The organism is Arthrobacter sp. AFG20 (assembly GCF_002892795.1).
Taxonomy (GTDB): Bacteria; Actinomycetota; Actinomycetes; order Actinomycetales; family Micrococcaceae; genus Arthrobacter.
The window spans coordinates 98053-124298 of sequence record NZ_PJMC01000013.1; the positions used below are offsets into that span (position 1 = coordinate 98053).

General features: G+C 66.9%; 21 protein-coding genes. 19 read left to right on the top strand and 2 right to left on the bottom strand.

The features are described from left to right. Positions 1 to 59: 59 nt before the first annotated feature. The 8 genes from CXZ05_RS15750 to CXZ05_RS15785 all read left to right on the top strand — a co-directional run bounded on the left by CXZ05_RS15750 (position 60) and on the right by CXZ05_RS15785 (position 9704). A complete protein-coding gene (locus tag CXZ05_RS15750; protein WP_102973481.1) occupies positions 60 to 1424 on the top strand; it encodes an MFS transporter in 1365 nt (454 codons plus the stop codon). A gap of 98 nt (positions 1425 to 1522) precedes the next feature. Further along, positions 1523 to 3292, top strand: a complete 1770-nt coding sequence (locus tag CXZ05_RS15755; protein ID WP_102973482.1) for a dihydroxyacetone kinase family protein — start codon at positions 1523 to 1525, stop codon at positions 3290 to 3292. Further along, positions 3289 to 3759: a ribose-5-phosphate isomerase gene (locus tag CXZ05_RS15760; RefSeq protein ID WP_102973483.1), complete on the top strand. Its 471-nt coding sequence runs from the start codon at positions 3289 to 3291 to the stop codon at positions 3757 to 3759. Before CXZ05_RS15755 ends, CXZ05_RS15760 begins: the two co-directional genes overlap by 4 nt. After that, positions 3743 to 4594 (top strand): triose-phosphate isomerase family protein, encoded by an 852-nt coding sequence (locus CXZ05_RS15765; RefSeq protein WP_102973484.1) that lies wholly within the window; start codon positions 3743 to 3745, stop codon positions 4592 to 4594. The genes CXZ05_RS15760 and CXZ05_RS15765 overlap by 17 nt, the downstream gene beginning before the upstream one ends. Further along, positions 4591 to 5409, top strand: coding sequence for a sugar phosphate isomerase/epimerase (locus CXZ05_RS15770; protein ID WP_102973485.1), 819 nt, complete (start codon positions 4591 to 4593; stop codon positions 5407 to 5409). The genes CXZ05_RS15765 and CXZ05_RS15770 overlap by 4 nt, the downstream gene beginning before the upstream one ends. Position 5410: 1 nt before the next feature. Beyond that, entirely contained in the window at positions 5411 to 6271 is an 861-nt protein-coding gene (locus CXZ05_RS15775; protein ID WP_102973486.1) for a phosphogluconate dehydrogenase C-terminal domain-containing protein, read from the top strand. Between the two features lie 368 nt (positions 6272 to 6639). Continuing rightward, the gene (locus CXZ05_RS15780; RefSeq protein ID WP_102973487.1) at positions 6640 to 8988 is read left to right on the top strand and encodes a bifunctional SulP family inorganic anion transporter/carbonic anhydrase; all 2349 of its coding nucleotides are present in this window, start codon (positions 6640 to 6642) and stop codon (positions 8986 to 8988) included. A gap of 251 nt (positions 8989 to 9239) precedes the next feature. After that, positions 9240 to 9704, top strand: a complete 465-nt coding sequence (locus CXZ05_RS15785) for a hypothetical protein (protein ID WP_258006610.1) — start codon at positions 9240 to 9242, stop codon at positions 9702 to 9704. Here the strand turns inward: CXZ05_RS15785 and CXZ05_RS15790 are convergent. Then, on the bottom strand, positions 9694 to 13101 hold the full coding sequence (locus CXZ05_RS15790) for a DEAD/DEAH box helicase (protein ID WP_102973488.1): 3408 nt from the start codon (positions 13099 to 13101) through the stop codon (positions 9694 to 9696). The genes CXZ05_RS15785 and CXZ05_RS15790 overlap by 11 nt on opposite strands. 185 nt (positions 13102 to 13286) lie before the next feature. Here CXZ05_RS15790 and CXZ05_RS15795 point away from each other — a divergent pair, with 185 nt between their 5' ends. The 9 genes from CXZ05_RS15795 (at position 13287) to CXZ05_RS15835 (ending at position 23869) form a co-directional block, all read left to right on the top strand. Then, positions 13287 to 13520, top strand: coding sequence for a hypothetical protein (locus CXZ05_RS15795; RefSeq protein WP_102973489.1), 234 nt, complete (start codon positions 13287 to 13289; stop codon positions 13518 to 13520). Positions 13521 to 13525: 5 nt separating this feature from the next. Beyond that, complete coding sequence (locus CXZ05_RS15800) at positions 13526 to 14722, top strand: Vms1/Ankzf1 family peptidyl-tRNA hydrolase (protein WP_102973490.1); 1197 nt, start codon at positions 13526 to 13528, stop codon at positions 14720 to 14722. 202 nt (positions 14723 to 14924) lie between these two features. Beyond that, positions 14925 to 15794, top strand: a complete 870-nt coding sequence (locus CXZ05_RS15805; RefSeq protein ID WP_102973491.1) for a hypothetical protein — start codon at positions 14925 to 14927, stop codon at positions 15792 to 15794. A gap of 202 nt (positions 15795 to 15996) precedes the next feature. Next, positions 15997 to 17718: an Ig-like domain-containing protein gene (locus CXZ05_RS15810; RefSeq protein ID WP_102973492.1), complete on the top strand. Its 1722-nt coding sequence runs from the start codon at positions 15997 to 15999 to the stop codon at positions 17716 to 17718. Between the two features lie 200 nt (positions 17719 to 17918). Continuing rightward, positions 17919 to 18941 (top strand): LacI family DNA-binding transcriptional regulator, encoded by a 1023-nt coding sequence (locus tag CXZ05_RS15815; RefSeq protein WP_219726557.1) that lies wholly within the window; start codon positions 17919 to 17921, stop codon positions 18939 to 18941. Between the two features lie 139 nt (positions 18942 to 19080). After that, positions 19081 to 20376 (top strand): sugar ABC transporter substrate-binding protein, encoded by a 1296-nt coding sequence (locus CXZ05_RS15820; RefSeq protein ID WP_102973494.1) that lies wholly within the window; start codon positions 19081 to 19083, stop codon positions 20374 to 20376. An 82-nt stretch (positions 20377 to 20458) separates the two neighbouring features. Beyond that, positions 20459 to 21418, top strand: coding sequence for a carbohydrate ABC transporter permease (locus tag CXZ05_RS15825; protein ID WP_102973495.1), 960 nt, complete (start codon positions 20459 to 20461; stop codon positions 21416 to 21418). A gap of 1 nt (position 21419) precedes the next feature. Next, a complete protein-coding gene (locus CXZ05_RS15830) occupies positions 21420 to 22298 on the top strand; it encodes a carbohydrate ABC transporter permease (RefSeq protein WP_102973496.1) in 879 nt (292 codons plus the stop codon). Positions 22299 to 22330: 32 nt separating this feature from the next. Next, the gene (locus CXZ05_RS15835; protein WP_102973497.1) at positions 22331 to 23869 is read left to right on the top strand and encodes a glycoside hydrolase family 32 protein; all 1539 of its coding nucleotides are present in this window, start codon (positions 22331 to 22333) and stop codon (positions 23867 to 23869) included. A 477-nt stretch (positions 23870 to 24346) separates the two neighbouring features. On the opposite strand, the gene CXZ05_RS15845 is transcribed toward CXZ05_RS15835, so the two are convergent. Beyond that, positions 24347 to 24859, bottom strand: coding sequence for a hypothetical protein (locus CXZ05_RS15845; RefSeq protein WP_102973498.1), 513 nt, complete (start codon positions 24857 to 24859; stop codon positions 24347 to 24349). Between the two features lie 191 nt (positions 24860 to 25050). On the opposite strand from CXZ05_RS15845, the gene CXZ05_RS15850 reads away from it, so the two are divergent. Continuing rightward, complete coding sequence (locus CXZ05_RS15850; protein ID WP_102973533.1) at positions 25051 to 25551, top strand: sigma-70 family RNA polymerase sigma factor; 501 nt, start codon at positions 25051 to 25053, stop codon at positions 25549 to 25551. Continuing rightward, complete coding sequence (locus CXZ05_RS15855) at positions 25548 to 26231, top strand: zf-HC2 domain-containing protein (RefSeq protein WP_102973499.1); 684 nt, start codon at positions 25548 to 25550, stop codon at positions 26229 to 26231. The genes CXZ05_RS15850 and CXZ05_RS15855 overlap by 4 nt, the downstream gene beginning before the upstream one ends. Positions 26232 to 26246 lie beyond the last annotated feature (15 nt).

Below are 26246 nucleotides of genomic sequence, written 5' to 3' on the forward strand. Positions count from 1 at the left end.
ACAACCCCCACGCATCCAGCGCAGGACGCAGTCGGGGCTACCAACATCTAGGAGTCAATGTGGACACCACACAATCGGTGGTCGAAAGATCTGCAATCAGGAAAGTGTCAATCCGGCTGGTGCCGTTCGTCGCTTTGATGTTCTTCATCAACTACCTGGACCGCACGGCCATCTCCTTCGCCGGCCCCAACGGCATGAACACGGACCTGGCCCTCGGCGCGGCGCAGTTCGGCTTCGCTTCCGGCGTCTTCTTCATCGGCTACATCCTGCTCGAGGTCCCCAGCAACCTGGCCCTGCACAAGTTCGGCGCCCGGCGCTGGCTGGCCCGCATCATGGTCAGCTGGGGCATCGTCTCGCTCCTGTTCACCTGGGTCGGCAACGTTGAGCAGCTCTATATCCTGCGCTTCATCCTCGGTGTTGCCGAGGCTGGCTTCTTTCCGGGCGCCATCCTCTTCCTGAGCCTCTGGGTTCCGGCCCGGCACCGCAGCAAGATCCTTGCCCTCTTCTACCTGGCCCAGCCGCTGACCACCGTCATCGGTGCCCCGCTCGCCGGCCTTCTCATCCAGCAGCATGGCCTCTTTGGCCTCGCCGGCTGGCGGGTCATGTTCTTCGGCGTTGCCGTCCCCGCCATCATCATCGGCATCATTGCCTGGTTCTACCTCGCTGACTCCCCGGCCAAGGCCAAGTGGCTCACAGCCGAAGAGAAGACCTGGCTGACCGGTGCCCTGGAGAAGGAAAAGAAGGAAACCGCCGCCAGCAACAAGCACGTCAGCGTCCGCACCGTCTTCGGCAACGGCCGCGTCTGGATGCTGTCCGCGATCTACTTCGGCTTCATCTACGGCCTCTACGCCCTCGGTTTCTTCCTGCCCACCATCATCTCCGGCTTCGAAGGCATCTACGGCACCAAGTTCGATGTCTTCCAGAAGGGCCTCATCACCGCGATCCCGTACCTGCCGGCAGCCTTCGCCCTGTACTTCTGGTCCAAGGACGCCACCAAGCGCGGCGTCAAGACCTGGCACATCGCCATCCCTGCCCTGGTGGGCGGCCTGAGCATCCCGCTGGCCCTGTTCGCCGGTTCCCCGGCAGCCACCATCGCCGTCATCACCATCACGGCCATGTCCATCTTCGCGGCACTGCCGAACTTCTGGACCGTTCCCACCCAGTTCCTCACCGGTGCGGCTGCCGCGGCAGGCATCGCCCTGATCAACACGATGGGCAATCTGGCAGGCTTCAGCGCCGGCTACATCACCGGCTGGCTCAAGGACTGGACCGGCGGCTACACCGTCCCGATGTTCGTCGTCGGCGGCTTCATGCTCCTGTCCTGCATCCTGATGGTCGCGCTGAGCCGCTCCGGCAAGGTCAGCGAGGGCATCGCCGCCGAGGCGCTGGACCCCGCGGGCGCCGGACACCACTCCGAGCCGTAACACCCGGACAGCCGTATGACCCGGGGGCGCCTCCCTTGCCCGGAGGCGCCCCCGCCCCACCCCCACGATTTCCACTGATAGGCCCAGGAGAAACCGCAATGACCCGCTTGTTCAATGAACCCGCAGCGTTCGCTGATGAGATGATCGAGGGCTTTGTTGCCTCGCACGGCCGGTGGGTGCGGCGTGTTTCCGGCGGCGTGGCCCGCAGCACGAAGAGCACCCCGGACACGGTGGCACTGGTGATCGGCGGCGGTTCCGGGCACTATCCGGCGTTCGCCGGGCTGGTGGGCCAGGGCCTGGCCCACGGCGCCGCGATGGGCAACCTCTTCGCGTCCCCTTCGGCGCAGCAGGTCTACAGCGTGGCCAAGGCCGCCAACAACGGCGCAGGCGTCCTGCTGGGCTACGGCAATTACGCCGGCGACGTCCTGCACTTCACCCAGGCACAGGAGCGCCTCCGCCGTGAGGGCATCGACTGCCGCAGCATCGCCGTCACCGACGACGTCTCCTCCGCCCCGCTGGAGGAGCGCGCCAAGCGGCGCGGCATCGCCGGGGACCTGACGGTCTTCAAGGTCGCGGCCGCCGCTGCCGAGGCCGGCTACGGCATGGACGCCACGGTTGAAATCGCCGAACGCGCCAACGACCGCACCCGCTCCTTCGGCGTCGCGTTCACCGGCTGCACCCTTCCCGGGGCCGAGAATCCGCTGTTCACGGTCCCCGAGGGACGGATGGCCGTGGGCATGGGCATCCACGGCGAACCCGGCATCGGTGAAACCGGCATCCCGACGGCGGATGAGCTCGCCGAACTGCTCGTGGGCAAGCTGCTCACGGAGGTTCCGGACGGCCTTCAGGCGCGGGGGTCACGCGTAGTGCCGATCCTCAACGGCCTGGGCAGCGTCAAGTACGAGGAACTGTTCGTGGTTTACCGCCGCGTTGCCCAGCTCCTCGCCGAGGCCGGCCTGGAAGCCGTTGATCCTCAGGTCGGCGAGCTCGTCACCAGCTTCGACATGGCGGGCACCTCGCTGACCTTGTTCTGGCTGGACGAAGAACTTGAAACCCTCTGGAATGCACCCGCAGACGCGCCTGCCTTCCGCCGCGGTGCCGTCACGGCCGCTGCCCTCGACACTGCTGCCCTGGACGCCGAGGAACTGTCCGCGGAAGCAGAAGACGTGGTGATCCCGGAAGCGACGGACGAGTCGCGTGCAGCTGCGGTCCGCGTCCTTGCCGCCCTCTCCGCCGCCAAGGACGTAGTCGACGCCAACGTCGAGGAACTGGGCCGTATCGATGCGATCGCCGGCGACGGCGACCACGGCATCGGCATGGAGCGCGGTGTCCGGGCCGCGGTCGAGGCTGCAGCGGACGCCGTCGAACGCGGTGCCGGCGCGGCCAGCACCCTGCACCTGGCCGCCGACGCCTGGTCCGACCGGGCCGGCGGTACCTCCGGTGCGCTCTGGGGCATGGCCCTGCGGGCAGTCGGGGACGCGATCGGGGACAGCAGCACGCCCGACGCCGGCGCTGTCGCTGCCGGAGTGGCGGAGGCCGCCGCCTCGATCATGGGCTTTGGCAAGGCCAAGGTGGGAGACAAGACCCTCGTGGACGTGCTGGTTCCGTTCCGCGACGCCCTGGCCGCCGCCGTCGGCTCCGGGCAGTCCCTCACGGACGCTTGGGGCGCGGCAGCCGCCGTGGCCCAGCAGGCCGCCGAGGAAACCGCCAACCTGCTGCCCCTCATGGGCAGGGCGCGCCCGCACGCCGAGAAGAGCCTCGGCACCCCGGACGCGGGCGCCGTATCCATGGCCCTGATCGTCCGCGCAATCCACAACACCTTCGCCGAGGCGAAAGCTGCAGCAACCACCACTAAGGAGAACGCATGAGCGCCAAACTGCGCCTGATCGTCGGTTCCGACGACGCCGGATTCGAGTACAAGGAAGCCCTGAAGGCGGACCTGGAAGCCAGTGAACTGGTCGAGTCGGTGCAGGACGTCGGAGTGGACGCCACCAGCCACACGCCATACCCGTCCGTGGCCATCGCCGCCGCCGAACTCATCGCCGCCGGCAAGGCCGACCGCGCCCTGCTGGTCTGCGGCACGGGCCTGGGCGTGGCGATCGCCGCGAACAAGGTCCCCGGCGTCCGCGCCGTCACCGCGCACGACTCCTTCTCCGTTGAACGCTCCATCCTGTCCAACAACGCCCAGGTCCTCACCTTCGGCCAGCGCGTCGTGGGCCTGGAACTCGCCCGCCGCCTCGCCAAGGAATGGCTGACCTACACCTTTGACGAGTCCTCGGCCTCCGCCGAGAAAGTCACCCTGATTAAGGACTACGAAGGTGTCACTTCCTGCTAACCCCTCCGCCGCCGGCGGCACTGCGCAGCCAAAGGCGATCATCGGCGTCAGCCTGAAGATGTACTTCGGCTACGAGCGCACCCTGGACTGGTGCCGGGACGTGGCCGCGATCGCCTCGGCCCACCCTGCCGTCCGCAGCGGCGACATTGAACTGTTCGCACTGCCGGCCCATCCGGTGCTGCCCGAGTGCGCGCGGATCCTGTCCGCCGCCGGTGCGGCCGCCGGTGCCCAGGACATGTTCTGGGAGGACGAGGGCGCCTTCACCGGCGAGGTCAGCGGCAAGATGGTGGCCGAAACCGGCGGCCGGTACGCCGAGGTTGGCCACGCCGAACGGCGCCGCATCTTCGGCGAGGACGACGACGTGGTCGGACTGAAGGCCGCTGCCGCCTACCGCAACGGCCTCACCCCGGTGCTGTGCGTGGGCGAACCCGACAGCGGCACCGCGGCGGACGCCATCAAGCACTGCATCCGTGAAATCGACGGCGTCCTGAACCGGGCCGGAAGCCTCGGCAGCACCGGGCGCACCATCGTGGCCTACGAGCCACAGTGGGCCATCGGGGCAGCCGAACCGGCCACGCCGGAGTTCATCAGCGAAGTCATCACCGGACTGGACGCCCACCTCCGCAGCCGCGCGGGCCAGGAAGACAGCCGGGTCATCTACGGCGGCAGCGCCGGCCCCGGCCTCATCAGCCAGCTCGGCCCCGCCGTCAGCGGACTGTTCCTGGGCCGCTTCGCCCACAACCCGTCCGCGGTGCGGGACATCCTGGACGAGGCCGCAGCGCGTCTTGGACTCACGGAACCCGGCCCGCTGGAACCCGTTGGGGGCCGGGCATGAGCGCCACGGCTGGCCAGGGTTCAAGGATTGGCCTGAGCAGCTACGCCTTCTTCTGGCAGCTTTCGGACCGGGTTTCCCGTCCGCTGAGCATCCACGAGGCGCTCGAGCGGACCGCGGCGCTGGGTGTGGACCTGTTCCAGATCTGCGACTACGCGCCGCTGGAAACCATGACCGACGACGACCTGCGGGCCGTGCGGGCCACCGCGGACTCGCTCGGGATCAGCCTGGAGCTGGGCACCAAGGGCATCCGGCCGGAGCACCTGCGCCGGTTCCTGCACATCGCCAAGATCCTGGGTGCGCCGCTGCTGCGGACCATGTTCAACGTCCCGGGCCACACCCCGACGGCGGATGAGGCCGTGGAGATCTTCAGCGAGGTCCTGCCCGAGTTCAAGGCGGCCGGGGTGCGGATCGCGGTGGAGACCTATGAGCAGGTGCCCACGTCCCGGATCCTGGAGGTCGTGGAGCGCGTCGGAAGCCTGTACCTGGGCGTGTGCAGTGACCCGGCCAACACCGTGGCGGCCCTGGAGCCGCCGCGTGAGGTGATTGACGCCGTCGCACCCCATGTCCTGAACATGCACATCAAAGACTTTGCGTTCAGCCGCAAGGAGGGGTGGGTCGGGTTCACATACTCCGGCGCGCCGCTCGGCGAAGGCCTTCTGGACTACGACTACATGGCCCGGAAACTTCAGCCCAAAGAAAGAAACATCAATCAGATCGTCGAACACTGGCTGCCGTGGCAGGACTCCGAGGACGAAACCATCCGCCTCGAAAACCAGTGGACCCAGCAAAGCCTCGATTTCCTAAGGAGCAAATGAAATGTCTGCAGAACAGTTGACCGTCGCCGTTATCGGAGCCGGAGGCAAGATGGGGATGCGCGTTTCCCGCAACCTCCAGAAGTCCAGCCACACCGTGTTCTACTCCGAGAACTCACCGGCCGGCCAGGACCGCGTCCGCGCCGAAGGCCGTGAAATCACCGCCACCGACGAGGCCGTCAAGGGCGCCGACGTCGTGATCCTCGCCGTTCCGGACACCGTCCTGGGCGTCGTGTCCGAAGGCGTCGTCCCGCAGATGAAGGCCGGCGCCATCCTCCTCACGCTCGACCCGGCCGCCGCCTACGCCGGCCTGCTCGCCCAGCGCGAGGACGTCGTCCAGGCCGTGGCCCACCCCTGCCACCCGTCCGTGTTCCTGGAGCGCACCACCCAGGAGGAATGGGCCGATACCTTCGGCGGCGAGGGCGCCCCCCAGAACGTCGTCGCCGCGATCGACGAGGACGCCACTGAGGCCGCCCGCGCCGCCGCCGAGGCGACCGTCAAGGTCATCTACGCCCCCGTGATCGACGTCCACTGGGTCACCGTGAAGCAGCTCGCCATCCTCGAGCCCACCCTCGTGGAGACCGTTGCCTGCATGATCGGCACCCTGCTCAACGAGGCGCTGCACGAGACCGTCCACACCGCCGGTGTGCCCGAGGAAGCTGCCAAGGCCATGCTGTTCGGCCACGTGCAGATCGCCCTCACCAACGCCCTGCGCGGCTCCAACCCGTTCTCCGAGGCCTGCGAAATCGCCATCCAGTACGGCAAGGACACCATCATCAAGGACGACTGGAAGAAGATCTTCGACGACTCCGAGCTCGACAGCGTTATCGCCAAGATGCTGAAGCTGGACGCCGTCAAGCGCTAAAACTGCCAGCCGGCAAACCGGCTTAGGCAATGGATCCATCCCCGGATGGATCCATTGCCATTTAAGCGCTGCCGCCAAAGATTTCCGGCATGTTAAATCTTTGCCGGCTGATCCGCCGTCGGGCATGTCCGGCCCCAATGTGACTTGAACGGCGACCCGTTTTCCTGCCCGGCCGGGACCCCTTGCGGCATGGGGGACCACCCCTGGCAAAGCAGCACGGCCTTTATGCAAACGAATGGATTAGTGCCCTAGTTTTCGCATTATGACCCACCTGACCTCGTGTTTCTTCTCACGGGCCGTATCCTTGCGGCCCCTATCGGGGCGTCAATAGCGTGGATAAGGACCCTTCGAACGAGCTAAGGACTTATATGCCCTCGCCAGCCGCCACGGATCCACAACCCATCCACCCCGGCAGGAGCCGCATACCAGTCCTGGGACGCCTGGCATCGGGCCTCCGCTGGGACCTGCCGGCGTCCCTCGTGGTGTTCCTCGTTGCCGTTCCACTGTCGCTCGGCATCGCCGCGGCGTCGGGTGCACCGGTGATGGCGGGACTGATCGCGGCCGCAGTGGGAGGCATCGTTGCCGGCAGCCTTGGCGGCTCGCCGCTGCAGGTCAGCGGACCGGCAGCTGGCCTTACCGTCATCGTCGCCGGCCTCATTGAGCAGTTCGGCTGGCCCGTCACCTGCGCCATCACCGTGGCCGCCGGCGTCCTCCAGGTACTGCTTGGCATGGCCAAGGTGGGGCGGGTGGCGCTTGCCATTGCGCCGGTGGTGGTGCATGCGATGCTTGCCGGGATCGGCATCATCATCGTCCTGCAGCAGCTGCATGTGATGCTCGGCAGCGAAGCCGGCGAGGCGGCGCTGCACAATATTGTGGCGCTGCCGGACAGCCTGGCCGCCGTGGATCCGCAGGCCGCGTTCCTGGGGGCTGTGGTGATCGCGCTGCTGGCCGGCTGGAAGCACATGCCGGCCGCCGTCCGGCGCGTGCCCGGCCCGCTGGTGGCCGTGGTGGCCGCGACGCTGCTGTCCCTCCCGTTCAATTCCGACGTCGACCGGATCACCTTTGACGGTTCGCTGCTGGACGCCCTCGCCCTCCCGCACCTGCCGCAGGGGGAGTGGACCGCCATTGCCGTCGGCGTCGTCACCATCGCCCTGGTGGCGAGCGTGGAGTCGCTGCTGTCCGCCGTCGCCGTCGACAAGATGCACCACGGCGAGCGTACAAATTTCAACCGCGAACTGCTCGGCCAGGGTGCTGCCAACGTGACGTCAGGCATGCTGGGCGGCCTGCCGGTCACCGGTGTGATCGTCCGCAGTGCCACCAACGTCGAGGCCGGGGCGCACACCCGCAAGTCCGCCGTCCTCCACGGCATCTGGGTTCTGGTCTTTTCCCTGCTGCTGGCGGGCGTCATCCAGCTGGTGCCTCAGGCCGTGCTTGCCGGGCTGCTCATCATGATCGGCATCCGCCTCGTGAAGGTGGCCGATTTCCAGACGGCACGCGTCACCGGTGACCTGGCCGTCTATGCCGCGACGCTGCTCACGGTGGTGTTCGTTAACCTCCTGGCCGGGGTGCTGATCGGGCTTGCGCTGGCAGTGCTGCTGGTCCTGTGGCGTGTGGTCCGGGCCAGCATCCACGCGGAGCCCCTCGGCGGAACAGCTGAGGGCCGCTGGCGCGTGGTCATCGACGGCTCCTGCACGTTCCTGTCGCTTCCCCGCCTGAGCAAGGTGCTGGCCGCGGTGCCGCCGGCGGCGCCTGTCACGGTGGAGCTCGATGTCGACTACCTCGACCACCCGGTGCATGACACCCTCGAGGCCTGGCGCGTGCGGCACGTGAACAACGGCGGCAGTGTCGAGATCGAGGAAACCGGCACCGCCACGCTCCACGCCGCCGTGGCGGGAACTCCCACACGCGGCTCGTCGCGCTCCGCACTGCGCGGCGGCTTCGCGCCGTGGCGGAGCTGGCAGCGGGACGCTGCGCCGCTGGCCGCAGAGGCAGCCGGACACGTCCCGGCCCCCGTGCGCTCGGTGCTCAACGGCGTGGACAGCTACCACCGCCGCCACGCCCACCTGCTGCGTCCGCACGTCCAGGAGCTGTCCACGTTCCAGGACCCCGACACGCTGTTCATCACCTGCGCCGACTCCCGGCTGGTGCCCAACCTGATCACCAGCAGCGGCCCGGGGGACCTGTTCACGGTCCGGAACGTGGGCAACATGGTGGGAAGCGACCGCCTCGAACCGTCGGTCGAGGCTTCCCTGAAGTTCGCCCTCGACGAGCTGTCGGTCACATCGGTGGTGGTCTGCGGCCACTCCGGCTGCGGCGCCATGACCGCCCTGCTCGCCGGACCTGCCGCAGACCAGCAGGGCTTAGACCAGAAAGCCTCGGACCAGAGTCCGGAAGGCCAGGAAGAACGTTGCCCCGTCGAGTCCTGGCTGGACCACGGACGGCCGAGCCTGGAGTCGTTCCATGCGGGCCACCCCGTCCAGGTTGCAGCCGAGAAAGCCGGGTACGGCGCGGTGGACCAGCTGGCCATGGTCAACGTGGCCGTCCAGCTCGAACGGCTGCAGCAGCACGCCAGCCTGCAGGACACCGTCCGGAGCGGTGACGTCCATGTGACGGGCCTTTTCTATGACATCGCCACGGCCCGGGTCCTGCAGATCACGCCCACGGGCATCAGCCACCTGGATCCGCTGCCGCGGGCCGGAGAGCTGGCCCCGGCCTGACGGGCCTGATTCACATCTGACCTGGTTTACATCCGAACAGAGTACGCAGTTCGGCGGCCACGCAACGACCAGCCGCCGAACTGCGTACCGCTGTGTAGAGGCGAGTGATGCCGGCGGCAAAGACGGGTAGCCGACCCCCGTGACTCAAGGTGGACGGAAGCCGTTGAATGGTCTGACCCACACCGGGGTACAGGAAACAGTGCAAGGAACAGCGCAAGCGACGGAGGAGACGGCATGGAAGGGTGCAGGCCATGAGTTCCGGGCTGGCGTCAGCGGTACAGTTCGCCGGGTCCCTGCCGGGGTCCATCCTGCTCACGCTGGGACAGGCCGTGGTGGTGGTGTGCGCCTGCTCCGACATGGTCCGTCTGCTCTCAGTGCCGCGCTCCCACCGGCGGTACCTGGCCAACACTGTCTTCCGCACCCTGGCCCTGCCGGCTATCCTGGCCGCCGCGCTCAAGGCGCTGCTCGACGCGGCCTCCGGCGCCTGGCCAAACGTCACGGCCGGGATGTTTGTGCTGGTGGTCCTGATCTACCGGTGGCGCACCGACACGGACGAGGACAGCTGGTGGAAGGGCAAGGGAAAGGCGCTTGGGCGGTGGTTCAGTAAGCGGACTGCATTCGGGTTGCGCCCCGCCCCCGCCGCGGCGCTATTCCTCGACGGACGGCCAAGCGGGCGTCAGCCGGAGACGTGCCCCACCGTGGCCGTCAGTCGTTGAAGAGCCCCGCCAGGTCCTCCGCGGTGAGTGCACCACCGGAGAGCGCATCGCCCTCCATCACGTCGGCGAACAGCTGGGACTTCTTCGCCTTGAGCGCCATGACCTTCTCCTCGATGGTGTCCTTGGCCACCAGCCGGTAGACCATGACGTTCCTGGCCTGGCCGATGCGGTGCGTGCGGTCCACCGCCTGCGCCTCTGACGCGGGATTCCACCACGGATCGAGCAGGAATACGTAGTCGGCCTCGGTCAGGTTGAGGCCGAACCCGCCCGCCTTGAGGCTGATCAGGAACACGGGCGCCGTGCCGTTCTTGAACTCATTGACGACGTCGGTACGGTTCCGGGTGCCGCCGTCGAGATAGCAGAACTCGATGTTCTCCTCGGTGAGGCGCTCGCGGACCTTGCCCAGGAAGCCGGTGAACTGGCTGAAAATCAGGGCGCGGTGGCCTTCGGCCACGAGGTCCTCCAGCTGCTCGAACAGCACGTCCAGCTTGCTTGACCGCACGCCGGACAGCGACTCGTCCACCAGTGAGGCGTCCAGGCTGAGCTGGCGCAGCAGCGTCAGGGACTGGAAGATGGTGAAGCGGTTCTTGTTCACGTCCTCGATGAGGCCCAGGATCTTCTGCCGCTCGCGCTGCAGGTGCGTCTGGTAGACCTTCTGGTGCCGCGGATTGAGCACCACCTCGAGGATCTGTTCCTGCTTGGGCGGCAGGTCCTTGATGACCTGCTCCTTGGTGCGGCGCATCATGAGCGGGCGGACCCGACGGCGGAGCTTGTCCAGCTGCCCCTTGTCACCGTTCTTCTCCACCGGCTTCTGGTAGTACTCGGCGAACCGTGACGGGCTCGCGAACAGCCCCGGCGCCACGATGGACGTCAGGGCCCAGAACTCCATGAGGTTGTTCTCCAGCGGGGTTCCCGTGATGGCCAGCTTGAACGCTGCCGGAAGCTTGCGGGCGCACTGGTAGGCCTTGGACTGGTGGTTCTTGACGAACTGGGCCTCGTCCAGCATCAGTCCGGCCCAGTGCCGTCCCGCATAGGACTCGTAGTCGATCCGGAACAGCGCGTAGGACGTGATGACGATGTCCGCCCCGGCCATGGCCTCGGCGGGATCGGCGCCGCTCTTGGCGAACGTCTCACCGATGGCGCGGACGGTAAGGCCCGGCGCGAACCGCGCGGCCTCGGCCTCCCAGTTACCCACGACGCTGGTGGGCGCCACCACCAAAAAGGGCGTCCCGCCGTCGTCCCCTTCCTTAACCTCGGCGGAAGACGCGGCGTGCTCCTTGGCCGCGCACATCAGGGCCAGCGCCTGCACGGTCTTTCCCAGGCCCATGTCGTCGGCGAGCACGCCGCCCAGACCGTGGCGGTACAGGAAGCTCAGCCAGTTGTAGCCCTCCAGCTGGTACGGGCGCAGCTCAGCGTTCAGCGTGGCCGGGAGCGGCAGGCCCTGGACGCCCTCCTCCAGCAGGCCGCCGACCGCTACGCGCCAGGCGGCCGCCTGCTCGTCCACGATTCCCAGCTGGGCAAGTTCATCCCAGAGGCCGGCCTGGAACCGGCTGATCTGCAGGGGAGCGTCCTTGTCGCCGGGGTTGTCCTGAAGGGAGCGGGCCTCGTCGATCAATGCCCGCAGCTGGTGCAGCTCCGGCAGGTCCAGGGAGAAGTACGCGCCGCTGGGCAGCAGCATTCGCGTCTGCCCTGCGGCGAGGGCGGAGAAGAGGGCCGCGAAGGACACCGGCTGGCCCTCGAGGGTGATCACGATGCCAAGGTCGAACCAGTCGCGCTGGTCTGTGGCCTTCGTGGAAATCGCCACCACCGGCGCCTCTTCGGCCTCCCGGTAGTCCGCGATGTCACCGGAGGTGTCCACATCGACGCCGGGCGTGTTCCGCAGCCGGGGGAGCACCTCCTCCGTGAAGGCGAGCGTGTCCAGCCCGCTCAGCTCCGCGGTGGCCGCGAGCCGCGGCGTGCCCCAGCCGCCGGTGGCTGACTCGCCCAGCTTGGGCACCGCGTCCCACGGCTGGCCCACCGCCTCCAGGATCCGGGCCTCGGCCGCATCGTCACGGTAGCCGTGGTCGCCGGGGTGGCGCCAGAGCGGCTGGGCCGTAACGATGGTGCCGGACTTGTAGTGCCATTCCCAGTGCAGGCGCACGCGGTGGTCGGCGCCGTAGTTGGCCAGCAGCGAGAGCGTCGGCAGGGCGAGCTCGGGCAGCTCGACGGATTCGTCCGCCGCCGTCACGCGCGCGGTCTGCTTCAGCTTGGGGTAGAAGCCGGTGAGGAAGCGGCCCTCATCCCGTGCCGGGATGTGCAGCGTGCTCCCCGCCGTGACGAAGGCCAGCAGCTCCTCGCTGAGTCCGCTCTCGAGCGGGGCGAGGGTGATGGTCTCGTCCGCGGCGACCCCGGGCAGCGCGTCCCCGCTGGAGGTGAGGAAAATGCCGTGCGCCGGGCGCCCGATGGTGCCCACCGACGCCGGATCAACCTCGGTGCCGTCGACCGTGATGGTGGACGCGAGCTCCAGGCCCCCTTCCTGCCCGTCGTTTCCGTAGCGGCCCAGGTTGAGTCCGACCGCGGCCGGCTCCGCCGCCACCTTCACCGGTTCCTGGCCGCGGCTGTGGACCAGCGCGACGCCGATCTGCCTGGCCTCTTCCAGCAGGCCCCACATGTTTTTGCCGGCAAAGGTGTTCAGCCCCAGCCAGAGGGACGACGACGAGTAGGCGCGGTTCGCGCCGGCGGTGTGCGCGGCGAGGAAGGCCTGCATCCACTCGACATGCGCCTGGTTGCATTCGCGCTTGAAGCTCAAGTAGCTCAGCGTGTTCCACGAGACGTCGCCGCGGATCCATTTGCCCTTGGCACCCATGATCACGGGGCGGGCCTTTAGCTGGCGGACACTGCGGAGCGGATCCCGGCGGCCCGTGTAGGAAAAGTGCGGGGCCGGTTCCTCCACCTCTAACTGCAGGGCCAGGGGAGTGCCGCCGCCCTGCAGCGCGGGGCCGGCCTGCAAAATCAGGGGGCTGAGCGCCTGCTCCCAGTCCGAGAGTGCTGGGACCGACTTTTCCCGCGACACCCGCGAGACGTCGGCGGGGGACAGCAGCTGCACCCTCACGGCAGGGTTGTCTTCGGCCGCGAACAGGAGCGCGGCCACGTGCTTGCAGTCCTTGCGGACCGGGCAGCTGCAGACGCCCACCGTGCAGCTCCAGCCGCCGCCCTTTCGGACCAGCTTGGCCGTCGTGGAGTAGGGCACCTCGGAGCCGCCCCGGACCTTGCCGAGCATCAGGCCGGTGGCGGAGTCGAACGAGATCCCGGAGACACGGCCGCCCATGGCATAGGCGAGCCCGGCCGCGAGGGAGCGGTCGTTGATCGCGGGGGTCTGGATTGCCAGTGCCGCACTGTCGTCCGGTTGGGAAGGCATGGGTGCGCGCTACTTTCGGCAGGTCGAAAATCTGCAGGTTATCTGATCCATCTTAGTCAGCCGGGAGAGCCTCTGAAACTTCGCAGAGCGGTTCACCCGGAATGGCCCCGGTGCTACGGTGGGAAGTGATTTACGGCACATTTCATCCACGGTTTGAGCACGGTTCAAAGGGATAGGAGATCGAAATGGTTGAGCGAGGCAACGCTAAGCACGGGTCCGAACTGGACGACCAAATGAAGCACGAGACCCAGGCCTTGCGCCAAGGCAGCCGTTCAGGCCACGTCGAGGAATTCCGGGAGACCGAACCGCTTCCGGACGACACCGACAGCCAGGAGGTCCGGGAGGCCGTGCGTGAAAACCTGCCGCCGGAAGCCCCGGAGGCGGGCAACACCGGCAGCGTACCTGACCGGGAGGCCTGAGCGTAATGGCTGTGGCGCTGTCCAAGTACTCAAAGCTCTTTGACGGGAACGGAGCCTGGTGCACCGTGCTGACGGATGCCGGCACGGGCACAGTGGATTCCCTTCAGGCTGCGGACGCCAGGCCGGAGCGCATCAGGGATGACCTGCTTGCCGCCGGGGCGTCGAAAGCGGACGCGGAGGCCGTTGAGCAGGCCGTGCAGCCCGTGGAGGGAGTGCCGAATCCTGTGGCACGCTTCCTCATAGCGCATGACGGGCGCGTGGAAGTCGACGAGGTGCTCCCCGGGGAGCGCGTGGACAATCCGTATTTAAACGTCGGCATCATTCCGGACCTGCTGCCACTCATCCGCCATGCCGACCTCGGCGTTGCCGCTGTGGCGGCCAGTGTGGACCGGACGGGTGCGGACATCACCCTGTCCTACGGCAGGCATGCTGCCGGCGGCGGGGGAAAGGCATTCAGCGAAACCACTCAGGGGAGCACGGAAAACATCAAGAAGGTCCCCGGCGGGGGCTGGGCGCAAGGCAGGTTCCAGCATCGCACCGAGGAGATCTGGCGGAGGAACACCGAGGAGGTGGCTGCGGAAATAGACCGCCTCGTGGAAAAGGAACGTCCCGCTGTAGTGGTCATCGGCGGGGACATCCGCGCGCGCGACCTGGTTCTCGACCAGCTGTCCAAGCGCAGCCGTGCCATCGCCACCACCGTCGAAACGCACACCCGGGCGTCCGGCGCGGACCCGGAAGCGATGAACACCGCCGTCGAAAAGTCGCTGGCCGAAGCCCAGGCGCGCTCCCAGCAGCAGCTGCTGGAAAAGCTGTCGGAGGAAAAGGGGCAGAACAGCGCCGGAGCGGCATTCGGCGTCGGACGCGTGGTCCAGGCGCTGCAGCAGGCGCAAGTCCAGACCCTGGTGCTCAGCGACCAGCTGACAGCGGATCCCGGGGCCGGAAACACAGCCACGGATCCGGAAAGCCGCCCGGCGCGGAGCATGCTGGTCCTCGGGGCGAGCCCGTGGATCGCCACGGCACCGGAAGAAGCTGTGGGCGCTGACGTCCTGGGTGAGGCTCCGGCGCCCGCCGCCCTCATCAGGGCTGCGGTTCTCACAGACGCGGAAGTGGAGTTCGTGCCCGCGGCCGCCATTCCCGGCGGAGCCCCTGCTGCTGCCCTGCTGCGTTGGGAAACCGGCCCCGCTGTTCCCGGCGGGCAATAAGACGAAAGACAAGTCCGACGGCGGGAGGTCGCCTCTCAAGGGGGCCTCCCGCCGTCGTGCTGCCCTGCAGGCGGGGCTCCCCCGAAAGGCCACGGCGCAAACTTCGCCTGACGTTCACTTCGCCCTCAACCTGCGGGCTGCCGGTGGCGCGTACGTTGAGAGAGTCCTGAGCATCACCGGCTTTCTGCAGTAAGGATTTCCCATGACTTCCAGTGAATACCCCGTTGTCCTGACCGTCGAAGGCGCAGCAGGCGACGGCAGTGCCAGTGACGCAGAGGTCGTTGATTCCAACGTCGCCGTGGTGAACGCCATGTACCGGGAGCTCCTCGGCCCGGGGGAGATCGCGCCTAACGCCCTGCGCAGCTACTTCGTGGACTTCTACCTGACGCAGTCCCTGGGCGGAGGCTTTGCGCAGTACGTCTTCACGGCCCCGGACCGTGAGGAGCTTGACGCCTACATCCGCGAGGGCCTGCAAGGCATGGGCGCCGCCGGGAACGTTGACCTCTTCGACCGCACCGTGGAGGCATTCGACTCCCTGTCGGAGGAGGAAGCGGACATTTACCTGGACGGCGAGGCCGGCGCCGAGCTCCCGGAAGGCGTGCAGGCCATGGAGGACCTCGACGCCGAATTCGAATCGCTCCTCGAAGCGGAAGACATTGTGGCCCTCAACGCGGCGTGGCTGCGTGGACAGGAAGACCTGTTGGTCCTGGACGATGACGAGCTCACCGCACACATCGCCAAGCGTGTGGCGGCGCTGCCGGACCTCGAAGAGCGGCGCGCCGAGGCCGAGGATGAGGCCTTGGAAAACGCCCCGGAATTCGAGGTCATCATCCGCGAGCTGTGCGACATCGCCGGGTACGAGCTGCACAAAATCACCATGGGCGATCCGAACTACGACCACAACGGCGAGAAGGTGCTCGCGTGGTGCTTCAGCACCGACCACGGCGACTTTCTCATGATCGAGGACGACGACGAGGCCTTCATGCTCAACCCGGATACCAAGGAAATCGTGGCCGCCGTCGAGTTCGAAGAACTGGGCGGAGAACTGGACGAGGACCTCGTGGAGGCGTAGCGCCGCGGGGCAAACCGGGCGGGTGCCTTGTCGAACCCCGGTCCTGCGGGACCCCTCGTTGAGGGGTCCCGCAGCTTTTGGTTAAAGGTTTCCCCAGCGTGGCGTCCGGATACTGGCATCCTCTTCAGACCATGGACCTGAAGAGGATCACCTCGCTGGGTCTCGGCCGGGTGAAGTCTGGGGCCTTTGAGGGGAGCTTTCCATGAAACCTGCAAGAAATCGTCCGCGTCTGGCAGCCGCCATCACGGCTGGCGCGCTGGTGGCGCTGGCCGTTCCGACCACGGTTGTTCCGGCTTTCGCCGTCATCAGCGACCCGGGTACACACATCATCACCGTTTTCCCGGAACGGGACATGGTCTCAGCCGAAGGGTACGCAGCCGGCGACCGTCCCACCATCCAGGTTCTTCGCGGCGGCACAGTCATTGGCACAGCGTCGAACCTGGTGCCTGCGGAGGGCATCGTGGAAGTCAACCACCCCGGCGGAGGATGCTGGGAAGGCACCACCCCGGACATTCGCCCGGGTGATGTGGTCCGCGTTCTGACAGCGCCCGACGTCGGCGACCAGACGTTCGTCGGGAACGTCATCGTCACGCAGCCGGCCACCAAGATCAACGCCAGCACCGTCGTCATGAAGGGCACCGCTGTTGCACCCGGCGGCGGGCAGCTTCCGGCGGACCAGCTGGAAGCCAGGGTCGTGGCGGCCAACCAGTCCTTCGCAAGCAACGGGCGCCGCACGCTTCGTGCTAGCGCAGCGGCGGGTGACGACGGCACGATCGCTTATGACGGTCCTGGCCTCACCACCTGGACGGCCACCTGGACGGGCCTCGGCGGCATTGGTGCGGACGGCCTGACCGACGCAGACCGCGCAGCATCACGCACCAACTCCGAAAGCCGGGGCATGTGGCTGGGACGCGACGCCGCGGTCGGAAACGAAGTCACGATTTTCGAGTACGCGGCCATCGGCGGTCCGGCCGGCCCGGAATGCACGGCACCCCTGGCCAAGGGACCGAGCACACCCGACCTGACCGCGGCAAGCGACACCGGCCGCCTTAATGCTGACAACATCACGCGCAACACCACGCCCACCTTTGCGGGTGCCGTCGCATTGGCGGACGCCGCCAGCGTCAACCTCTACATTGACGGCGTGCCCAGCGGTTCGGCATCCGTGGGCGCTAACGGCAGCTACTCGATCACGTCCAGCCGGGCCCTGGTCAACGGACGGCACACCGTCACAGCCGGAGAGGTCAGCCCGGGTGGCATCGAAACACGCTCCGCCGGCTCACTGGCCGTCACCGTCGACACCGTGGCGCCCTCGGTGACCGCCAAGGCTCCGGCCATCAACTCACTGATGGTCAGCCAGACGGCCAACGTCACGGCAACCTTCAGTGAGCCGGTCGCCGGCGTAGGATTCGCAGCCTTCAATTTGAAGAACTCCGCGGGGGCGGTGATCGCTGCTCCCGTCACCTGGAACGCCACGACCCGTGTGGCCACCGCCAACCCTAACGTAACGCTCACTGCCGACCGGAAGCACACGGTAACCCTGACTTCAGGCATCACGGACATCGCCGGCAACCCGATTGCCGCGAACTCCTGGGTGTTCACGACGGGCCCACGCCCGGTGGTGACCGCGAAATCGCCGGCAGCCAACGCGACCGGGGTCAGCCGCACGGCCAACGTCACGGCGACGATTAGTGAAGGGGTCACCGGCGTGGCCAACGGCACCTTCGCCCTCCGCAACGCCGCCACGGGCGCCCTGGTGAGCTACGCCGTCGGCTACAACACCACCAGCCACGTGGCAACACTGAACCCGAACGTGACCCTGGCGGCCAACACGAGGTACACGGCCGCTATTTCCGCGAACATCAAGGATGCAGGAGGCAACCCCCTCAGCGGACAGACCTGGAGTTTCACCACAGGACGGTAGTACGTATCCGGCCCGGTGCCGTCCGAAAGGGCAGCGCCGGGCCGGACCCATGCCCGCCGGTTGAGCCCGGGGCCACGCCCGCAGGGTTACCTGGCCGAGCTTGCGAGGTTAGGGTCCGGGTGGGAGTGACGGTTGACACATGCAAAACGTTTTGTGTACTCTCATTCACACGGAACCAAAACGTTTTGCAAAGGAAGTCGATGACGACGCGAGTAGGGATACGCGAAGTGGCCAAGGCCGCCGGAGTCTCAGTGACCACTGTGTCCCACGCACTCAACGACGCCACCAGCTCCCGGGTCAAAGCGGAAACCCAGCAGCATGTCAGGGACGTGGCCAAGAACCTTGGCTACGCTCCCAACAGGCTCGCCAGCGGGCTGCGCAACCAGCGCTCCCAGATCCTCGGCCTGGTCAGCGACGAGATCACCACCACGCCATTCGCCGGGGCCATGATCCGCGGAGCGCAGGACGCGGCCTACGAGCGGGGCTACGTGGTCATGGTGGTGAACTCGGGCCTGGACAGCGAGCTCGAACACCGCGAAATCACCATGCTTCAGCAGCACCAGGTGGACGGCGTGGTGTACGCCCGGCTGTACCACCAGGGAGTCGAACTGCCCCCGGCGCTCGCCGGGATCCCCACAGTGTTGCTGGACGCCGTCACCGGGGACCCCACGGTGTCGTCCATCGTCCCGGACGAGGTCGATGCCGCCGAAACCGCGGTCGAAGCCCTCATCAGGGCAGGCCACACGCGGATCGGCATGATCAACAACGTGGACGACATTCCCGCAACGCACGGCCGGCTGGAAGGATTCCACAACGCCCTGCGACGCCACGGCATCCAGCACGATCCAAGGCACCTCGTCATTGCCGAGCCGGAGACCTCCGGGGGCAGAGAAGCCGCGCTGGCGCTGCTCAGCCGGCCGGACCCGCCAACAGCACTGTTCTGCTTCAGCGACAGGATGGCCATGGGCGCGTACCAGGCGGCTACAGCGCTGGGACTGAACATCCCGGACGACGTTTCGATCGTGGGCATCGATAACCTGGAGCTCATCTCGGACTCGCTGTGGCCGGGCCTGACCACCGTGGCCCTGCCGCATTACGACATGGGGCGGTGGGCGGTCAACCGGGTTCTTGACGACATTGAGAATCCGGGCAGGCCGCCGGAACAGGTGCGGCTCGAATGTCCCCTGGTCGAACGGGGCTCTGTAGGGCCGCCCCGGGCCTGACCGCATTCCAAAACAACCATCACCAGCAATCCACCCGGCGTCCGCCTGAAAAAGGGACGCAGCCGTTGCAGCGGCCGCGTCCCTTCGGGACCCCGGGCCAATCATCCACGCGCAAAATCAGCAGAAAGACTGGACCTTCATGAACAAGCGATTCACACGGATCCTGGCCACCAGCATAGCCGCGGCTGCGCTCATGGGCAGCCTCGCTGCCTGCGGCAAGGGCAGCGCGTCCGCCACGTCCGAGGGCGGCAACGAGATCACCATGTGGACCCACAACGCGGGCAATCCTGATGAGCTCGCAGCCATCAAGTCCGTCGTGGACTCCTACAACAAGAGCGGCGCCGCGAAAGCCCAGATCAAGGTGCAGGCATTCCCGCAGGAGTCCTACAACGACTCCGTGGTTTCGGCCGCCGCTGCCGGGAAGCTGCCGTGCATCGTGGACATCGACGGGCCCAACGTGCCCAACTGGGCCTGGGCCAAGTACCTGACGCCGCTGAAGCTTTCGGTGGACCTGTCCAAGAACCTCCCCAGCACGGTCGCCAAGTGGGAAGGCGAGACGTACGCGGTGGGTTACTACGACGTCGCCCTCGCCATGTTTGCCCGCGCTTCTGACCTCAAGGCAGCCGGCATCCGCGCGGCCACCGTTGAAAAGCCGTGGACCAAGGAGGAATTCCAGGACGCGCTGACCAAGCTCAAGGCCCTGGGCAAGTGGCAGTACCCCCTCGACATGGGGACTGCAGGCACCGGCGAGTGGCTGCCCTACGCCTACTCGCCGCTGCTCCAGTCCTTTGGCGGAGACCTCGTCAACCGCGACGGATTCCAGACGGCGGACGGTGCCCTCAACAGCGACAAGGCCGTCGAGTGGGCCGCATGGTTCCGCGGACTCGCCGACCAGGGCTTCATGGCCAAGAAGAGCGGCAAGGATTCCACCCAGGACTTCCTGAACAACAAGAGCGGCATCGTCTACACCGGCTCCTGGGCTGCGGACAAGGCGCGCAAGGCGCTGGGCAAGGACCTGGCGGTCATGCCGTCCGTGGACCTCGGCAACGGCCCGAAGATCGGCGGCGCCTCGTGGCAGTGGGGCGTGACCAGCGGCTGCAAGAACTCCGAGGCAGCCATGGACTACCTCTCCTACTCGCTGAAGCCGGAAAACATCGCTGCCGTGGCCAAGGCCACCGGAACCATCCCGGCCACCGACGAGGCCGCGGCGCTCCTCCCGGCGTTTGCCGAGGGCGGCGACAACCGGGTGTTCATGGAACTTTCCCGCCAGCAGGCCGTCATGCGTCCGGAAACGCCTGCGTACCCGTTCATCGCCACCGAGTACGGCAAGGCCGTCCAGGACATTCTGGCCGGCGCGGACCCCAAGACTGTCCTGGACAAGGCGGTCAAGGCGATTGACGCCAACATCAAGTCCAACGGCGGCTACAAGAACTAGCCAGCCGCCGGACGGGGACGACGGCGGACGGCAACCGCCGCCGTCGTCCTCCACCCGGCACTGACTGTCAACGGAGACTCCCATGACAACCACCCAGCTTCCCTCCCGCCGCCCCGCCGCTCCGGCGCCGGACGGAACCACCCCGGCGGCAGCCCGCCGCAAGCGCCCGCGCCACCTGCGCGAACAGCTCAGCGGCTGGGGGATGATCGCCCCGGCAGCGGTCCTCCTGCTCGCCTTCGTGTTCCTGCCGGCGATCCTTGGCTTCGGCCTGGCCTTCACGAACGCCCGCCTCATCTCCCCGCGGCCGGTGGAGTTCGTCGGGACGGACAACTTTGCCCGGCTCTTCACCGACCCCACATTCTGGCGGGCGCTGCTGAACGTCAGCTACTTCGCCGTGGTGGTGGTGCCGGTGCAGTCCGGCCTCGCCCTGGCCATGGCGCTGCTGATCAACAAAAAGTTCCGCGGCGTGAACTTCTTCCGCACCCTTTACTTCCTGCCCGTGGTCACGTCCATGGTGGTGGTTTCGCTGCTGTGGCTGTTCATGTACCGCAAGGACGGGCTGATCAACGAGCTGCTGTCCACCTTCAGCTTCGGCCTCATCCCGGGCGCGGACTGGCTGAACGACCCCGCCACCGCCATGCCGGCCATCATCGCGCTGTCCATCTGGCAGGCCGCCGGCTTCCACATGATCATCTGGCTGGCCGGGCTGCAGAGCATCTCCGGCGAGCTGTACGAGGCGGCCCAGCTGGACGGCGCCAGCCGCTGGCACCAGTTCCGATACGTGACCTGGCCGGGCCTGAAGCACACGCGCACCCTCGTCCTGGTGACCATCACCATCCAGGCCCTTGGCCTCTTCGACCAGGTGAGCGTCATGACCCAGGGCGGCCCGCTCGACTCGACCACCACCATCATCTACGAGGCGGTCCGCTCCGGCTTCAAGCAGCAGGAGACCTCCTACGCTTCCGCCATCTCGCTCGTATTCTTCGTCCTGGTACTGCTGATCTCCGCGGTCCAGCGCTACCTGACCCGAGAGAAGGACTGACGTGAAAAACGTGCTCCGCCTCAATTCGATCGGCGCCATGGCTGTGCGCATCCTGTTCGCCGCCGTCGCCGCCTTCCCCATCGTGTTCATGCTCGTGTCCTCGCTCAAGCCGGACCAGCAGATCTTCGGCGACATGTCCTCCGTTGCGGCCTTCCTGCCCATTGGCAACATCTCGCTGGACAACTACACCGCCGTCTTCGACCGGGTTCCGGCCGCGCGCTTCCTCATCAACTCCGTGGGTGTCTCCGCCGTGACAGTGGTGCTGGGAATCTTCGTCAACAGCCTGTGCGCCTTCGCGTTGTCCCGCATGCAGGTCCGCGGCAAGCGCGTGGTGTTCACGGCGATCCTGGCAACCCTCATCGTGCCCTTCCAGACACTCGCGCTGCCGCTGGTGTGGTGGGTGAACCAGCTGCCGTACTTCGAACTCAACGGCTTCAGCCTGGAAATCTCGAAGGGCTGGCTGGACACCTACCAGGTGCAGATCATCCCGTTCATCGCCAACGCGTTCTCCATCTACCTGTACCACCAGTATTTCGAGTCCATCCCCAAGGAACTGGACGAGGCAGCCCGGATCGATGGCGCCGGCTGGTTCAAGATCTACCGCCAGGTGGTCATGCCGCTCGCCGGTCCCGCGACGGCCACGGTGGCCATCCTGACGTTCCTGCCCGCCTGGAATTCCTACCTGTGGCCGCTCATGGTGGTCCAGTCCGAGGAGCTGCGCCCGGTGATGATCGGCATCCAGTACTTCTTCCAACTGAACGTCTCCTGGGGTGAAGTCATGGCCTACGCCTCGCTGATCACGGTTCCCGTGGTGGTCCTCTTCATCGCGTTCCAGCGCTCCTTCATCAACAGCATCGCCTCCAGCGGTGTCAAAGGCTGACCCAGCCCCACTTTCTAGTTCGAAAGCGAACCATGACTTCCCTGAATGCAACGCCCGCGCTTGACTGCCGTTACCGGCCCAAATGGCACTACGCCGCCGAGCGCAACTGGCTGAATGACCCGAACGGGCTGGTGTACTCCAACGGGGTCTACCATCTCTTCTACCAGCACAACCCGTTCGCTGACGTGTGGGGCAACATGTCCTGGGGCCACGCCACCTCGACGGACCTGCTGAACTGGGACGAGCAGCCCGTGGCCATCCCGTGCGACGAGCAGGAGGCCATCTTCTCCGGATCAGCAGTGGTGGATGTCCGCAACACCAGCGGGTTCGGCGCCGGGGGAGTGCCGCCGCTGGTGGCCGTCTACACCAGTGCCTACTCCCCGGCGTCGCCGCTTGCCGGGCGGCAGGCGCAGTCACTTGCCTACAGCACCGACGACGGCGCCACCTGGACCAAGTACGAGGGCAACCCGGTGCTGGACCGGGCCTCCGCGGACTTCCGCGACCCCAAGGTCTTCTGGTACGACGGCGAGGCCGGCAGCTATTGGGTGATGGCCGCCGTCGAGGCCGTCCGGCATGAGGTGGTGCTCTACAAGTCCGACAACCTCAAATCCTGGGAGTATCTGAGCACCTTCGGTCCAGCCAACGCCACGGGCGGGGTCTGGGAATGCCCGGACCTGTTCGAACTGCCCGTGGACGGCGATGCCGGGAATACCCGGTGGGTCCTTGTGGTGAACCTGAGCCCCGGCGGGATCGCGGGCGGCTCGGCGGGCCAGTACTTCCTGGGAACGTTCGACGGCGTGACGTTCCGTTCCGAAACCACCGTCACCGAGGGCATGCAGACGGACGACGGCCGGATGCCGGACTATCGCTGGCTCGACTGGGGCCGGGACTACTACGCGGCCGTGTCGTTCAGCAACGCACCGGACGGTCGCCGCCTCATGATCGGCTGGATGAACAACTGGCAGTACGCGGCCAGCACCCCGTCGCAGGGCTGGCGCAGCGCCATGTCCCTGGTCCGCGAGGTCCGGCTGGAGACCCGCGGCGGGCGCCCTGTGCTGGTGCAGGCCGCGGTGGACCCCTTCGCGGCTTCCGGGACGGAGCTGTTCGCCGCCGGGCCGGCGCCGCTTGCTGACGGGCTGCTGTGGCTGCCAGTGGAGGCTTCCGGGGATGTGCTGCGCATCGACGCCGAGTTCCAGCCCGGTTCCGCAGGCAAGGTGGCGCTGGTGCTGCGTGCCGGCGAATCGGATGGCATTGAGGAGCGGACGGTGCTGGCCTACTCTGCCCTGTCCGGACAGTCCCTGTCCGGCGAGCTCAGCCTGGACCGGACAGCCTCCGGGAACGTCGGGTTCCATGCCGACTTCCCGTCCGTGGAGCGCGTGCCGGTTTCCCTGGACGGCAGCGGCCGGCTGCGGCTGACGATCTTCCTGGACCGGTGCTCGGTGGAGGTCTTCGCCCAGGACGGACGGGTGACCCTTACGGACCAGATCTTTCCCGCGGAGGGCAGCACCGCCGTCGGGCTGCTGGCCGAAGGCGACGGGGCCACCCTGGTAAGCCTCAGCATCACGGGCTAGCTCCGGCACTCTAAAGCAACGCGGGGTCACTTACAGCCCAATAACCAGTCCGGAATGGGCTGTAAGCGACCCCGCGTTGCTGTCAGGTGAGCCGGCCTTGCGGTCGAAGAAATCGCCCGCACGGACCTTGACCGCCTTGAGGCGCTCCCCAATTTGCGCCTCAAGGCGGAGAGTTACGTCCACTGCTGTGCGGTTCGCCCGTCACCTGCGCGAACTTCCGGCGGTTGGTGTGCAGCGATACGTAGCCCTGCGCATCTGGATCTCCACCGGATGGGCTGCGGCCCATGCCAGGAGGGTGTTGGCGATGGGCCGCAGGTTCGGATGGTCCCTGTACTGGCCGTCAAGGCTTCCGCAGCAGCAGTGCCTGTTGCTGTCCACCCTGGACTTCCAGGTTCTTGCCGCTGATTTCAAATTCTGCGGATCCGCCCGATGGTAGTGCCGGCACCTCCGGAGAGGCGCCGGCCCAAACCTGCAGGCTTACTTCATCATCGTCCCGTCGGGTGCCACGAGGTACCAAACGTTGCCGACGCCCTGGCCGGTGATGTCGCCGGGGGCCTTGTCCTTCTCCCACAGGTAGACGGGCATGCCATTGACCGTCACCTGCTTCTTGCCGTCCGGGGTATCAATGGTGCCGACCGTCCCCGTTACACCCTCGACCTTGGGGGTGTCCGTGGCAGCAAACACCGGTGGCCACTTCACGAGGCAGTCGCCGGTGCAGTTGCTCTTGCCGGAGTCCTTGACGTCCTTCGTGAAGTAGTAGACGCTCATGCCTTTGCCGTCCACCACGATGTCGCCCTTGCTGGACGACGCCGTCTTGAGGTCCACCATGGCACTGTCGCTGGTGGCCGACGCGCTGGCGGTGGCGGCAGGCGACTCGCTGGCCGGGGCTGCTGCCGAGGTGGTGGTTGTTGTGCCGGATCCGCCGCCACAGGCCGTCAGTGAGGCGGCAAGGGCCATAACTGCGAGGCCAACGCTCAGTTGCTTCTTCATGTGCTGCTCCTTGGCTCGGGCCGGCAGACTGAGAGACCGGCGCTATCTGGAATGACGCACAAAGGTGAAGAATGGTTCAAAGAATCTGACGCTGGCCGGAATTGAACTTATCGCCGGCTGCTGACGTCGTATTTGCCAGGAAGGCCGGCCCGCTCGGAACGGCTTCACAGGTCATTGCAGGGAGGCCGAACGTGCCGCTGGATGAGGATTTGGTTGCAGCGATCTACCGCGAGCACGGAACGGCGCTGCGCCGGTTTGTACTCAGTGCCTCCCGGGACCCGCACCTCGCCGACGACATCGTGCAGGAAACAGTGCTTCGCGTCTGGCAGCAGGCGCCCACGGTTACGGGCAGCATGCGCAGTTACCTGTTCCGGACTGCCCGGAACATCATGATCGACAACTACCGGAAGGCCCAGCGCCGGCCGGTGGAAGCCGAGGACCGTGACGTTGCGGATCCGGAGGAAGCCACGGGGCGGGTTGACGACCTGCTGAACAAGGTACTGATGGAGGAGGCGCTGCTGCGGCTGAGCGCAGAGCACCGTGATGTTCTGGTGGCTCTGCACTACCGGCGGTTCACGGTGGGCGAGGCCGCAATCCAGTTGAACGTTCCGAGCGGAACGGTGAAATCCAGGGCTTTCTACGCGGTGAAGGCCCTGCGGACAATTCTCGATGAAATGGGTGTGGAACGGTGAACGGCAAGGAAGTCCATGAGCTGCTGGGGGCATACCTGCTGGGAGGGCTCGACGACGCAGAGAGGCTGCGCTTCGAAGCCCACCTCGAGCAGTGCGGCACCTGCCGCAGCGAACTGACGGACCTGGAATCCCTGCCGGGACTGCTGGATGCCGTGCCGGTCCCGGACGCCGTGGCTCTCGCCGTACCGGCGGCAAGCCGGCCCGGCCCCGATGCCGCGTTACCGGCCCCGTCCCCCGTCCCCCAGCCGATACTGGACCAGCTGGCGGCCCGCCGTCGTAATTCCCGACGGCGGCTGACAGCCCTCGTTGGGGTGGTGGCCGCGGCCTGCCTCGCCCTGGGATTTGCGGCGGCGCCGCTCTTTGACCCCGCAGACAAACCCGATGCCAGCTATTCGGTCAAAGCCGATACCGGCATGCAGGTCACGGTGGGAATGGTCAAGAAAACCTGGGGCACCGAGTTGGCCGTCGACGGACGGAGCTTGCCGCAGAACGGCCGGCTTTCGCTGTGGGTGAAGGACCGTGCCGGGGTTGCGGACCGGGCCTGCGCGTGGACGGCGACACCGAGCGGAAGGGTCCGGGTCACCAGCGCGACGCCGCTGCAGTACACGAGCATCGCCAGTGTCGAAGTGCGGAACGACCGGCAGCAGACCATTGCCGTCATTGCCGTGCCTGGCACCTGAACCGTCCTGGCACCT

Bases quoted from the DNA above. Each gene is read 5' to 3' on its own strand.
- CXZ05_RS15805 (WP_102973491.1), top strand. From the start codon at position 14,925: ATGACTTCCAGTGAATACCCCGTTGTCCTGACCGTCGAAGGCGCAGCA.
- CXZ05_RS15835 (WP_102973497.1), top strand. From the start codon at position 22,331: ATGACTTCCCTGAATGCAACGCCCGCGCTTGACTGCCGTTACCGGCCC.
- CXZ05_RS15780 (WP_102973487.1), top strand. From the start codon at position 6,640: ATGCCCTCGCCAGCCGCCACGGATCCACAACCCATCCACCCCGGCAGG.
- CXZ05_RS15775 (WP_102973486.1), top strand. From the start codon at position 5,411: ATGTCTGCAGAACAGTTGACCGTCGCCGTTATCGGAGCCGGAGGCAAG.
- CXZ05_RS15790 (WP_102973488.1), bottom strand. From the start codon at position 13,101: ATGCCTTCCCAACCGGACGACAGTGCGGCACTGGCAATCCAGACCCCC.
- CXZ05_RS15800 (WP_102973490.1), top strand. From the start codon at position 13,526: ATGGCTGTGGCGCTGTCCAAGTACTCAAAGCTCTTTGACGGGAACGGA.
- CXZ05_RS15825 (WP_102973495.1), top strand. From the start codon at position 20,459: ATGACAACCACCCAGCTTCCCTCCCGCCGCCCCGCCGCTCCGGCGCCG.
- CXZ05_RS15770 (WP_102973485.1), top strand. From the start codon at position 4,591: ATGAGCGCCACGGCTGGCCAGGGTTCAAGGATTGGCCTGAGCAGCTAC.
- CXZ05_RS15755 (WP_102973482.1), top strand. From the start codon at position 1,523: ATGACCCGCTTGTTCAATGAACCCGCAGCGTTCGCTGATGAGATGATC.
- CXZ05_RS15820 (WP_102973494.1), top strand. From the start codon at position 19,081: ATGAACAAGCGATTCACACGGATCCTGGCCACCAGCATAGCCGCGGCT.
- CXZ05_RS15760 (WP_102973483.1), top strand. From the start codon at position 3,289: ATGAGCGCCAAACTGCGCCTGATCGTCGGTTCCGACGACGCCGGATTC.
- CXZ05_RS15845 (WP_102973498.1), bottom strand. From the start codon at position 24,859: ATGAAGAAGCAACTGAGCGTTGGCCTCGCAGTTATGGCCCTTGCCGCC.
- CXZ05_RS15785 (WP_258006610.1), top strand. From the start codon at position 9,240: ATGAGTTCCGGGCTGGCGTCAGCGGTACAGTTCGCCGGGTCCCTGCCG.
- CXZ05_RS15795 (WP_102973489.1), top strand. From the start codon at position 13,287: ATGGTTGAGCGAGGCAACGCTAAGCACGGGTCCGAACTGGACGACCAA.
- CXZ05_RS15815 (WP_219726557.1), top strand. From the start codon at position 17,919: ATGACGACGCGAGTAGGGATACGCGAAGTGGCCAAGGCCGCCGGAGTC.
- CXZ05_RS15810 (WP_102973492.1), top strand. From the start codon at position 15,997: ATGAAACCTGCAAGAAATCGTCCGCGTCTGGCAGCCGCCATCACGGCT.